Source organism: Kitasatospora sp. NPDC059146 (genome assembly GCF_042786665.1).
Taxonomy (GTDB): Bacteria; Actinomycetota; Actinomycetes; order Streptomycetales; family Streptomycetaceae; genus Kitasatospora.
This window is the reverse complement of the sequence record NZ_JBHZCY010000052.1, coordinates 2393-14314: the sequence shown is the minus strand read 5'-3', so window position 1 is coordinate 14314 and position 11922 is coordinate 2393. Positions and strand designations below refer to the sequence as shown.

10 protein-coding genes are annotated in these 11922 nt (G+C 76.3%); 1 reads left to right on the top strand and 9 read right to left on the bottom strand.

Going from position 1 to position 11922, the window contains the following annotated elements:
• Positions 1 to 2: 2 nt before the first annotated feature.
• The 9 genes from ACFXPX_RS22295 to ACFXPX_RS22255 form a co-directional block, all read right to left on the bottom strand.
• The gene (locus tag ACFXPX_RS22295) at positions 3 to 1163 is read right to left on the bottom strand and encodes a GNAT family N-acetyltransferase (RefSeq protein ID WP_380642904.1); all 1161 of its coding nucleotides are present in this window, start codon (positions 1161 to 1163) and stop codon (positions 3 to 5) included.
• Positions 1160 to 2014, bottom strand: a complete 855-nt coding sequence (locus ACFXPX_RS22290) for a Wzz/FepE/Etk N-terminal domain-containing protein (RefSeq protein WP_375893961.1) — start codon at positions 2012 to 2014, stop codon at positions 1160 to 1162. The genes ACFXPX_RS22295 and ACFXPX_RS22290 overlap by 4 nt, the downstream gene beginning before the upstream one ends.
• A 46-nt stretch (positions 2015 to 2060) precedes the next feature.
• A complete protein-coding gene (locus ACFXPX_RS22285) occupies positions 2061 to 3176 on the bottom strand; it encodes a glycosyltransferase (protein ID WP_375893964.1) in 1116 nt (371 codons plus the stop codon).
• The gene (locus ACFXPX_RS22280; protein ID WP_375893967.1) at positions 3173 to 4024 is read right to left on the bottom strand and encodes a polysaccharide deacetylase family protein; all 852 of its coding nucleotides are present in this window, start codon (positions 4022 to 4024) and stop codon (positions 3173 to 3175) included. The genes ACFXPX_RS22285 and ACFXPX_RS22280 overlap by 4 nt, the downstream gene beginning before the upstream one ends.
• The gene (locus ACFXPX_RS22275) at positions 4014 to 5783 is read right to left on the bottom strand and encodes a lipid II flippase MurJ (protein ID WP_380591763.1); all 1770 of its coding nucleotides are present in this window, start codon (positions 5781 to 5783) and stop codon (positions 4014 to 4016) included. The genes ACFXPX_RS22280 and ACFXPX_RS22275 overlap by 11 nt, the downstream gene beginning before the upstream one ends.
• On the bottom strand, positions 5780 to 7096 hold the full coding sequence (locus ACFXPX_RS22270; protein WP_380642902.1) for an O-antigen ligase family protein: 1317 nt from the start codon (positions 7094 to 7096) through the stop codon (positions 5780 to 5782). Before ACFXPX_RS22270 ends, ACFXPX_RS22275 begins: the two co-directional genes overlap by 4 nt.
• Before the next feature lie 6 nt (positions 7097 to 7102).
• Positions 7103 to 8626, bottom strand: a complete 1524-nt coding sequence (locus ACFXPX_RS22265; RefSeq protein ID WP_375893972.1) for a sugar transferase — start codon at positions 8624 to 8626, stop codon at positions 7103 to 7105.
• Positions 8627 to 9019: 393 nt separating this feature from the next.
• Entirely contained in the window at positions 9020 to 10174 is a 1155-nt protein-coding gene (locus ACFXPX_RS22260; RefSeq protein ID WP_380591767.1) for a glycosyltransferase, read from the bottom strand.
• 156 nt (positions 10175 to 10330) lie between these two features.
• Entirely contained in the window at positions 10331 to 10771 is a 441-nt protein-coding gene (locus ACFXPX_RS22255; protein WP_375893977.1) for an SRPBCC family protein, read from the bottom strand.
• A 90-nt stretch (positions 10772 to 10861) separates the two neighbouring features.
• Here ACFXPX_RS22255 and ACFXPX_RS22250 point away from each other — a divergent pair, with 90 nt between their 5' ends.
• A complete protein-coding gene (locus tag ACFXPX_RS22250; protein ID WP_380642900.1) occupies positions 10862 to 11764 on the top strand; it encodes a HipA family kinase in 903 nt (300 codons plus the stop codon).
• Positions 11765 to 11922: the final 158 nt, after the last annotated feature.

Sequence of the window (11922 nt, the reverse complement as noted above, 5' to 3'; positions counted from 1 at the left end):
GGTCAGGCCCGGCGGCGGGCCAGCAGCGCCTCCTTGAGCCGGGGGAAGCGGGTGCGCAGCTGGTGCGCCGCCGCCTGCCGGGCCAGCACCGCAGCGGACCGGGCGACGGCCGCCGGGGCCGCTCCGGCCGGGCCCAGCAGCAGCCGCCGGTTGGGCATCCGGTCCGGCCGCCAGCGCTGCTTGTACGGTTCCTGGCCGCGCAGCAGGCCGAGCACCGGGATGCCCGCGCCGACCGTCTCGTCCAGGGCCGCGCTGAACAGCAGCCCGGCGATGTCCAGCCGCTCGCGCAACGCCGGGTGGGCGCCGTACATGTACAGCCCGCCGAAGGACGGGCAGAGCAGCAGCAGGTTGACCGCGACCAGCTCGCCGTCCAGGTGGAACTGGTGGACGGCCGCCCGGCCGGTGGCGACCAGGCCGGTGGTGGACTCGGTCAGGTGCCGGGCGAAGCGCTCGGTGCGGTGCTCGGCGGTGACGCCGCGCTGCTGCCACTGGAGGAAGTGCAGCCGCAGCAGCCCCTCCAGCGCGGCCGGGACCTCCTCGACCGGCGTGGACCGGACCTGCACCCCGGCCTCGGCGATCTTGCGCAGCTTCACCCGGCTGCGCTGGGCCGTCTTGCCGGGCACCCGCTTGAGCAGCCGCTCCATCGGGACGGCCGGCAGGTACTGGCAGAGCGAGTCCTGGTGGCTGCGGCGGGTGCCGCGCCAGTGCTCGTAGACCCGCTGCACCGCGGCCTCGGGGTGCACCTCGCGCAGCTCCAGCCAGTGCCAGGGGCGGGTGAGCGGAAGGGCGGCGGCGAACTCGGCGGCGGCCCGGTCGGCGCAGTCGTCGTCCAGCAGGACGTCGCCGTAGTCGACCAGCCCGGCGCCGAGGCCGGTGAGGCCGCCGAACGGGCCGCCGCGGCGCATGAAGGCACCGGCGCCGACCAGTCGGCCGTCCCGCCTGACCAGCACCACCAGCAGCGCGCCGGGGCGGCCGTAGTGGCGCCACCAGGAGCGCTGCCAGGCGGCGGCCTGGAAGAAGGTGGCGGTGCGGCAGCGGGCCGCCAGGTCGTCCCACTCCTCGGCGACGGTGTCCAGCGCGTCGTCCTCGCGGTGCAGCTCGGTGGTCCAGACGGGCGCGGCGGACTGGGCCGGGAGGCCGGCGGCGCGGGTCTCGGTGCTCATCGTCCGCTCCGGGCCGCGGCCTTCTCCTTGGCCGGACGCTCGGGCGCGGCGGCGGGCTCGGGCTCGGGCTTCGCCCCGTCCTTCGCACCGGCCTTCGGCTCGCCCGCCGGCTCCGGCGTCGGCCCGGTCCTCGGGCGGGCCTTGCCGGCCGGCTCCTCGGCCCGCGGGCGGGGCGCGGCGGGGGCCGGGTCCGGGGCGGGGGCCGGGGCGGGGGCCTCGGGAGTCCCGGTCGGCTCGGCGGTCCCGGTCGGCGCGGGAGCCGTCGGGGCCTCCGCGGCCCCGGGGCCGTCCGGGCCGCCGCGCCGGCGGGTCATCAGCACCAGCGACCCGAGCAGCAGCCCGGCCGCGGCGCCGACCGCGACGTCCAGCTTGCCGGAGGGCGTGGTCGGCTTGTCCGGCTCGGCGGCCGGGGCCAGCGTGACCAGCCGGACGTTGGTGTCCCTGCTGCTGGTGTTGGCGAAGGCGACCAGCGAGCGGGCCACCGCGTCGGCGGTCCGGGCGGCCTCCTGGGCCTTCCTCCCGGTGCCGGTGATCTCGATCATCGGGGCGTCCGGGGAGGTCGTCCCGGAGACCAGGGACTCCAGCTCGGACCGGGTGTGGCCGGTCTCGGCGGCCGCGACCGTGAGCACCTGCGGCTGGCCCGCGAGCCGGCCGTACGCCTGGGCGAAGTTGGTGGCGGTCGACGCCTCCCCCGGGTTCTGCGGCACCACGAGGACGTAGGCGCTGGCGGCGTACGAGGGGGGCGAGACGACGGCGTACCCGGCGCCGGCCGCGGCGCCGAGCGGCACCGCGAGCGCCACCGGCCACCAGCGGCGGACCAGGTGGCGGGCGCTTCGGCGCGGTGTGGTCATGGGTGTGGCTCCTTGGGTCTGGTACGGCGGTCCGGCGGCGGGCGGCTCAGGCGCGGGCCAGCCGGTCGTAGAGGGCGCCCAGGTCGGCGGCGACCCGGGCGATGTCGTAGTGGCCGACGGCCGGGGGGTGCGGCAGCGGGTCGGCGATGTGGCCGCTCAGCTGCCGCAGGTCGCGCAGGGCGGCGGCGTACGCGGCGGGCTCGGAGGGGATCCGGCGGGCCTGCGGGGCGGCGCTGGGCGGCAGTTCGTCCAGCGCCGGGCAGGCGCTGTGCCGCACCGGGAGCCCGGCCGCGAGGCCCTCCAGTACGCCCAGGCCGAAGGTCTCCGCGGTGGAGGGGGCCGCCAGCACGTCCATCGCGGCCAGCAGGTCGGGCACGTCGTCCCGCTCGCCGGTGAGCACCAGCCGCTCCCGGACGCCGAGTTCGGCCGCCCGGCGCTCCAGCCCGGCCCGCTCGGGGCCCTCGCCGACCAGCAGCAGCCTGGTCCCCGGGTCGAGTTCGGCGAGCGCCGCCAGCAGCACCTCGAAGCGCTTGCCCGGCACCAGCCGGCCGACCCCGCCGACCACCCAACCGCCCTCCGGCAGGCCGAGTTCGGCCCGGATCCGGCGGCGGGCGGCGGCCCGCTCGGCGGGCGGCCGGCGGTAGCCGGCGGTGTCGATGCCGTTGGGGATCAGCTCGATCCGGGCCGGCGGGACGCCCCAGGAGCGCAGGGTCTGGGCGACCTGCCGGGACACCGCCACGGTGGTGCTGCCGAGCCGTTCGGCGGCCAGGTAGAGGCCCTTGACGCCCCGGGTGACCGGGCGGCCCTCGATCACCCCGGCGTGCAGCGAGTGCTCGGTGGACACCACCGCCCGCACCCCGGCGAGCCGCGCGGCCAGCCGGCCGTACAGCTGGGCGCGGTAGAGGTGGGTGTGCACCAGGTCGTAGCGGCCGGCCCGGACCACCCGCACCAGCCGGGGCAGCGCCCCGAGGTCCCGGTTGCCGCGCATGCCGAGGTGGTGGACGGTCACGCCGTCGGCGCGCAGCGCGTCCGCGACCGTGCCCGGGTTGGTCAGCGCGAGCACCTCGCAGCGCTGGTGCGGCGGCAGGTGCCGCAGCAGCAGGTGCAGTTGGCGCTCGGCACCGCCGGAGGCGAGCCCGGTGACGATGTGCAGCACCTTCACGGCCGACGCTCCCGCCGCCCGCGCTTGAGCGAGGTGACGGCGTCGCGCAGCCGGTGCCGGGCCTTCTTGGCGCGCAGCCGCCAGGCGCCGTCCCGGTCGCCGACGTAGCAGCGGGGCAGCGCGAAGCGGCCGGTGAGCGGGGAGTGGGCGATCGCGCAGGCGTAGTCGTAGCCGGCCTCGCGCACCGCCTCGGCGGCGGGCCGGTCGACGGCACCGTACGGGTAGCAGAAGCCGGTGACCGGACCGCCGACGACCTCCTCCAGCAGGCGCCGGCTCTCCCGGGTCTGCACCCCGAGGACCTCGGCGGGCAGCCCGGGCAGCGCCTGGTGGCCGAGGCCGTGCGAGCCGATCTCCCAGCCCGCGGAGGCGAGTTCGGTGACCTCCTGGACGGTGAGCAGCTTCTTGCGCGGACCCTCGGTGTCCCAGCCGTTGTCCTGGCCGAGCAGGTCGGCGACCACGTACGCGGTGGCGGTGAAGCCGTACGCCTGGAGGATCGGGACGGCGTACCGGGCGAAGTCCGCGTAGCCGTCGTCGAAGGTCAGGCCGACCAGCTTGTCGTCCTGCCCCTGGGCGCGGGCCCGCATCAGCTCGCGGACCGAGACGCCGCGCCGGCCGCGCCGGTGCAGCCAGGCGATCTGCTCGGCGAACCGCTCGGGGCTGACGGTGAGTTGGTACGGGTCCTCCTCCTCGACCGCCACCGAGTGGTACATCAGGATCCACGGCGAGGAGGAGCCGGGCAGGGCGGGTCCGCCGGCCTGGCGGCGGCTTCTGGGCAGTCGCGCCCGGTCGGGCGGGGCGTCGGTGACGCCCGCCAGGGCCGGACGGACGGATCCCCGCTCATCGTCCATGGGGAGACTTCCCTTCGTCGGGGACGGTCGGCAGGTTCAGGGCCCGCCGGTCGGGCCCGAGCCCCACGGCCCGGGCGGCGGCCAGCACCGGACCGCGCACCTCGCGGGCCCGGAGCCCGGTGCCGAGGGCGGCGAAGGCCAGCACCACGGTCAGGCCACCGGAGAGGGTCGAGAGCAGCGGGTCGGCCGACAGGCTCGCGGCGGCGGCGCCCGCGACGGCGCCCCCGGCGGCGGCCAGCACCAGCCGGCCGTGGTCGCCGAGCACCCGGCGCAGCCGCAGCGGGATGCCGCGCAGCACCAGCCCGCGCAGCAGCAGCGCGGCGGTGGCGGTGATCCCGCTCGCGTTGCCGGCGGCCAGGCCGAGCGCCCCGAACCGGGGCGTGGCGAGCAGGCCGACGGTGACGGTCACCCCGAGGCCGAGCAGCATCGCGGCGACCGGGTACCAGTCCAGCAGCCGGCGCCCGCCGTCCTCGCGGCGCGGGTCGTCGGCCCGGCGGACCACCGGGCGGAGCGAGAAGTACGGGCGGATCATCACGCCGATCAGCGCCTGGGCGGGCAGGCCGAAGCTGTACACCCGGATGACGGCGGCGGTGGCGGCGGTGTCCCCCGGGCCGAAGGCGCCGCGCTCGAACAGCAGCGAGACCGCCGAGGGGGCGCAGGCCATCAGGAAGGCGGTGCCGAGCAGCACGACCGCGGCGGCCTGCCCGAGGTCCTTCTCGACCCGGTCGCGGGCCGCGGTGAGGTCCCCCGCCGCGAGTGCCCGGGCGACCAGCGGGAAGGTGACGGTGCAGATCAGGATGCCCGCCGTCATGGCGAGTTGGGAGACCTTGGCGGCGTAGTTGAGGTGCGAGATGGTGCCGGGCGGCAGCGCCGAGCCGAGGTAGCGCTCGACGAAGACCTGGGACTGCCGGGTCAGCGTGAAGGCGGCCACCGGCAGCAGGGCCAGCGGCATCAGCACCAGCGCGTTGCGGCTGCGCCGGGTGCGGCCGGCCGCGGCCGGCCCGGTCCGCAGGTGCCGCAGGAACGGGCCGACCAGCAGGACGGCCATCAGCAGACTGCCGAGCGCCACGCCGAGGGCGGCGGAGCGGACCCCGAGGACGCCGTGGAAGCCGAACAGCAGGGCCAGGATGCCGAGGTTGTAGGCGACGTAGATGCCCGCGGGGGCGGTGAAGCTGTGGTGGGCGCGCAGCGCGGCGGCCAGGTAGCCGGCCACGCCGAAGGGCAGCACGGTGATCGCGGTGATCCGGGTGCAGGCGACGGCCAGGCCCGGGTCGGGCAGGCCGGGGGCGAGCAGCTCCACCAGCTGGGGGGCGCCGAGGGCGGCGGCCAGGGCGAGCCCGCTGAGGGCCAGCAGCAGCCAGGGCAGGGTGGCGCGGACCAGCTGGCGGACCGGGTCGGGGGCGTCCGGGTCCTCCTCGCGCAGCACCAGGGCGAGGGCGAAGGCGGGCACCATCAGGAAGGACATGGCGTCCTCGATCAGCAGCGGTGCGGCCGTCTCGGGCACGGTCCAGGCGACCAGGAAGGCGTCGGTGCCCTGGCTCGCGCCGAAGTAGCGGGCCAGCAGGAGGTCGCGCAGCAGGCCGAGGCCCGAGCCGGCGGCGCTGAGCACGGCGGTGACGCCGAAGGCCTTGACGAGGAAGCCGCCCCGGGGCGGCCGCTCCGGCCCGGCCGCGGGCGGCTCGGCGGCGGCGGGCGGCCCGGCGGGGGCGCTGCGCGGGGCCGGGAGGGCGGGGGCGAGCGCGGGCTGGTCGGTGGTCACCGGGGCATCGCCCGCTCCTGGACGGCGGCGCGGGCCGCGAGGCCGAGGACGACGGAGGTCAGCACGGTGGTGGTGCCGCCGATGTCGGCGTACAGGAAGTCGACCAGCACCCAGGTGAGCAGCGCGAGCGCGGCGAGCGAGGTCGTGTGGCGGCGCCGCAGGCAGCCGAGCAGCAGGCCGAGGAAGAGCGCGGCGTAGGCGGTGATGCCGATCAGGCCCTGTTCGCTGAGCACCAGGAAGTACATGTTGTGCGGGGAGAGCAGCGGTTCGCGCTGGAAGCCGATGGTGGAGTCGGCGGCGTCGCTGCCGGAGGAGAGCCGCAGCGGGGCGTGGCTGTCGCGCAGCCTGGGGAAGGCCTTCGGCCCGGCGCCGTGGACGGGGTGGTCCTGCCAGATCCGCCCGGCGGTGGCCCACAGGTCGTAGCGGTCGGAGACGGACTGGTCGGGTGCGGCGGAGACGGAGCCGATCGAACTGAGCCGCTCGGTGACGCCGGAGGCCCCGAGCCCGAGGCCGCCGATCAGGACGACCGCGGCGGCCAGGCCCAGCACGGCGCTGCGCACCAGCAACCGGGCGTCGGCGCGCAGCAGCAGCACGGTGACGGCGGCGCCGGTGGCGATCCAGCTGCCGCGGCTGAACGAGACGGCGAGCGGGAAGGCCAGGAAGGCGGCGGCGGCGAACATCACCCGGCGCAGCCGTACGTCGCCGCCGGGACCTCGCTCGCCAAGGGCGAGGGCGAGGGCGGCGAGCAGGCCGTAGCTGACCACGGTGGACATCGCCATGATGTCCAGCGCGCCGAAGGTGCCGACGGCCCGGATCGGCTGGCCGGTGTAGGAGGCGCCGGTGCGGGTGAGGTACTGGTTCGCCCCGACCACGCCCTGGATCAGCGCGGCCAGCACGAAGGAGCCGAGGACGAGCCGCTGGTCGGTGCGGTCGCGCAGCGAGCAGAGCACGGCGGCCGGCACCAGGACGAACACCTGGGTGAGCCGGACGAAGCCGGTGAGGCTGGTGGCCGGGTCGATCGAGCCGAGGGTGGCGACGACGGCGGCGGCCACGATGCCGCCGAACAGCGCGCAGGTGGTGCGGCTGATCGCGGGCAGGCGCCCGCGCAGCAGGTTGAGCGCGGTGAGGGCGACCAGGGCGAGCGAGGCGACGTCGGCGGCGGTGACGTGGACGGCCGCGGTGACGTCCTTCTCCCCCGCGGGCACGCACACCAGCAGGACGGTGGCCGCGGCGAGCAGGCTGGACCGGTCCGCGAGGGCCGGCAGGGCCCGCCGTAAGACGGGCCGGGGAAGGGCCGGGAAGGTCAGGGCCACGCGGGGTCAGCTCCCGTCCGGGTGGAGCATCAGGGCCGCCGTGCGGCACAGGATCTTGACGTCCTGCCAGAGGCTCCAGCTCTCGATGTAGCGGTTGTCGAAGCGGGCCCGCTCCTCGATCGAGGTGTCCCCGCGCAGGCCGTTGACCTGGGCGAGGCCGGTGAGGCCGACCGGGACGCGGTGCCGGTCGCCGTACTCGGGGTAGGCCTGGCTGAACCGCATGACGAAGTAGGGGCGTTCGGGGCGCGGGCCGACCAGGCTCATGTCGCCGCGCAGGATGTTCCAGAGCTGCGGCAGCTCGTCCAGCGAGCTCTTGCGCAGCAGGCGGCCGACGGCGCCCATCCGGTGGTCCTGGGAGATGTTCCAGCGGGTCGCCGACTCGTGCTCGTTGCTGGGGCGCAGGGTGCGGAACTTGAGGACGGTGAAGACCCGGCCGTCCAGGCCGGTGCGCTGCTGGCGGAAGAGCACGCCGGGGCCGGTGTCGAAGCGGACGGCGAGGGCGCACAGGGCCAGGACGGGGGCGAGCAGCAGCAGGCCGAACCCGGCGGCGGTGACGTCCAGGGCGCGCTTGGCGGCCCAGCCGGGGCGGCGCATGGCCGGGCTGCCGAGGCGCAGACAGGGGAAGCCCCAGAGGTGGTCGCCGCCGGCGATCGGGGCGGTGGGCAGCGAGCCGTGCTCGCGCAGCGCGGGCACCAGCCAGACCTGGCAGCCGAGCCGGACGGCATCGCGCAGGGCGGCGGCGGTCTCGGCCTCGTCGGCCGCGCCGGCGGTGGCGATCACGTGGTGGATCCGGTGCCGGCGGACCTCGCGCTCCAGCACCTCGCGGCCGCCGAGCACGGGCGGGTCGGTGTCGTCGGCCAGCAGCGGCGGGTCGGCGTCCAGGAAGCCGACCGGGCGCATGCCGTACTCGCCGTGCTGGCTGAGCGCGGCGGCGACCTTGCGGCCGAGCCGGCCGGCGCCGAGCACCAGGACGGGGGCGGGGCGGCCGCGGCGGATCCGCCGGACCAGGTGGTAGAGGACGGCGCGGCCGAGGGCCGCGATCAGCAGTTGGGCGCCGAGCAGGACGGTGAGCCGGGCCGGGGTGGCCGGGCCGCAGTCGGGCCAGCGCCCGTCCAGGCAGCCGGCCAGGGTGACGGCGAAGGCGGTGGCGACCACGGCGCGGACGGCCAGGGCGGGGAGTTCGTCCAGGACCGACAGGGTGAGCCGGGTGCGGTAGAGGCCGCCGGCCAGGTTGAGCAGCAGGAGCAGGGGCAGGACGGCGGCGGCGCCGAGCAGCGGGGCGAGCGGGGCGGTCGGGTCGATCGCGCGGTTGGCGATGCCGGTGCCGGTGCAGAGTGCGATCGCGTCGACCTGGACCAGCGCGAGCGGCAGGGCGAGCCGGGAGCGGCAGGCCCGGCGGTGCCGGCGGGGCGACGCCACCGCCCGGGTGTACGCCGTACGGGTCGGCCGGTCGAGCAGCCCGGTGCCGCGCAGCCGCGGTCCGGACAGGGGCCCTCCGGATCGCGGCACGCTGTCGTGGTCAATGGTCATCAGCGCACGAACTCCCCTGCTGTGTGCCCGGGGTGGCGGTGCCCCGGCACCGATCGGCACGGGGCGGCCGTCCCGGCCCGGTGGGCGCGGTCCTGACAGCACCTGCCATCGCTGGCGGCTTTCGGTTCTCCGGCGAGGGGGCCGATCGCGGAAGGGCTGGTCACCACGGACGCGGCTGCGAAGGGCCCGGACAGGAATTCCCGGGGTGAAATCGAAACGAAGCAGGCAAAATCCGACAATACCGAACCAAGGCATGTGCGCCGGAAGTTGACTTGCCGTTTCATTCCAGCCGCCCATTAATAGGTATTTCGGATTTAACGCCTCTTCCATTTCCGGTTGAGGGTGCGAATGCGCCGGCGCCGGAACGGCGGGGATTCACGGCATGTGAAACGATCAGATCCGCTCTGGGACACGGGTCCTGCGCCGTCCGGCCGCCGGTCCGGCCCCCAGCAGGTGGCGGTACAGGACGTCCACCTGTTCGACCACCGTGCGGACGTCGTGCCGGGCCGTCACGTGCTCGCGCAGCCGGGCACCGCGTCGCTCGCACTCGATCGGGTCGGACAGCGCTTCGGCCATCCGGGTGGCGAGCGCGTCCGCGTCCTCGGGCGGCAGCACCGACTGCGTGCGCTCCGCCGGCGGCAGGCACTCCCGGGCCCCCGGCACGTCCGTCAGCAGCACCGGCCGGGCCGCCGCCATCGCCTCCAGCGGCGCCAGCGCCATCCCCTCCCAGCGCGAGGGCAGCACCACCAGGTCGGCCGCCGCCAGCCACGGGCGCGGATCCGGTACGTCCCCGACCAGCCGGACCCGGCACGGCTCGGCCGACTCCCGGACCGTCTCCGCCAGCCGCTGCTCGTCCGGCCCGCCGCCGACCAGCGCCAGCCGGGCCTGCGGCACCCGGCGCAGCACCTCCGGCCAGGCGGCCAGCAGCACGTCCTGGCCCTTCTGCCGGCACAGCCGCCCGACGCAGACCGCGAGCGGGGCGTCCAGGTCCAGCCCGAGCGCGATCCGGGCGGCCCGGCGGTCGGCCGGCGCGTAGTGGCGGACGTCGACGCCGTTGGGCACCACCGCCCAGTCGGCGTGCACCCCCGCGGCCACGCCGTCGGCCCGCTCCTGGACGCTGACGCACAGCAGCCGGTGCGCCCAGCGGCTCGCGAAGCGCTCCCAGCGCAGGGTCGCGGCGGCCATCGCGCCGTCCACGGCGGCGAAGGACCAGGCGTGCGGCTGGAAGACGGTCGGCACCGCGCCGCGCACGGCCAGCCGGCCGGCCAGCCCGGCCTTGGCACTGTGCAGGTGGACCACGTCCGGTCCGGCGGCCCGGACGATCCGGCGCAGCCGCCAGGCCTCGGCGGCGGTGCCCGGGCCGGGCGAGCGGTCCGCGGGCCAGTCCTGGACCAGCGCGCCGACCGCGGCGGCCTCCTCGGCCAGCCGCCCGCCGCGCGGGCAGGCGACCAGCACCCGGTGCCCGGCCTCGCGCTGCCCCCGGACCAGATCGACGACGACGCGGGCGACTCCGCCGTCCACCGGCTGTGAAATGTGAAGGATCGTCATATGCACGGCGGCGAGCCTAGGATGGCTCCCCCGTGCGGGGCGGCCCCCGTCACCCGCAGGTGGTGGGCCGTCCACCCGTACGGCTTTCGGCTCGTACGGGCGGACGAGCCGCTCGAACCTCCGGGCGATTCCCCCGGGTCGGGCGGGAACCCCGGGTCAGCGCACCTCGGCGGCCAGGTTGGCCAGCACCTGGTCGTGGATCCGGTTCAGGCCCTTGGGGGCGAAGGTGCGCTCGAAGAAGCCGCCGATGCCGGTGGCGCCCTGCCAGGTGGCGGTGACGGTGACCTTGGTGCGGCCCTCGCCGGCGGCCGCGACGGTCCAGGTGATCACCATGCTGGAGTTGGCGTCCTTCTCCACCAGCTGGTCCGGCTGCGGCGACGAGACGGTGAACAGGCAGTCGCGCACCCGCTTCTCGGTGGCCTGCAGCTTCCAGTGCACCTGGGTGCCGGCGCCGGTACCGCCGACCCGGACCTCGTACTCGCTGTACTGCGCGGGCAGCAGCTTCGGGCGGGTCACCTGGTAGTCGGCCAGCGCCTCGTACACCCGCTCGGGCGCGGCGTCGTAGATCCGCTCGGTGGTGGCCTGCACCTGTCCCATGCCTTGCTCTCCTCGTGTGGTGGGTACCGCTCTGCGTACCGGTCTCAGCGGCAAGCCAATCACGTGGCACGGCGGGATAGGGTGGCGGGTGTGCTCGATCTGGTGACTGCGCTGCGCTACGTGGACCCGCTGCGGGCCGGGGGCTCGGTGCCGGGCGTCGTGGAGACCGACGACCTGGGAACGTACGTGGTCAAGTTCACCGGCGCCGCCCAGGGCCGCAAGGCACTGGTGGCCGAGGTGATCGTCGGCGAGCTGGCCCGGCGGCTCGGACTGCGGGTGCCGGAGCTGCGGCTGGTGGACTTCGATCCGGCGGTGGCCGCCGACGAACCGGACACCGAGATCCAGGACCTGCTCAAGGCCAGCGCCGGGCTCAACCTCGGGATGGACCTGCTGCCCGGGGCCGCCGACTACCGGCCCGGGGCGATCCCGGTGGACTCCGCAGAGGCGGGACGGGTGGTCTGGCTGGACGCGCTCACCGGCAACGTCGACCGCACCGTGCACAACCCCAACCTGATGGTCTGGCACCAGCGGCTCTGGCTGATCGACAACGGCGCCGCGCTGATCTTCCACCACCGCTGGGCCACCGCCGGGGCGTCCGTCGGCAAGCGGTACGACCTCAGCGCGCACGCGCTGGGCGCCTGCGCCCCGGACGTCCGGCTGGCCGACGAGGACCTCGGGCCGCTGGTCACCGTCGACCTGCTGGAGCAGGTGGTGGCACTGGTCCCGGACGAGTGGCTGGCCGACGAGCCCGGCTTCGACTCGGTGGACGCCGTCCGGCACGCGTACGTCACCCACCTGGCCGCCCGGGCGGTGCTCTCCGCGCAGTGGCTGCCGGAGGGCTTCGCCACGCCCGCGCAGCTGCGCGAGGCAGAGCAGCGCCGCGCGGCCCGCACCCGGGCCGGGCGGCCGGCCTGGCTGCAGGAGGTGCCGGACCTGCACGGCAAGCCGCCGGTGGAGACGGTCTGGGAGCACCACGTCGAGGCCGGGGAGTAGCCCGGACGGACCGCCTGGTGCGCGCGGGGCCGGAACGCCGGATGCGCGCGGGGCCGGAACGCCGCTGGGGGGGGGGGGCCGGGGGCCCCCCCCCCCCGGGCGCGGGGGGGGGGGGGGTGTGTAAAAGATAGTGGGGTTGTTGGTTTTAGGGGGGACGG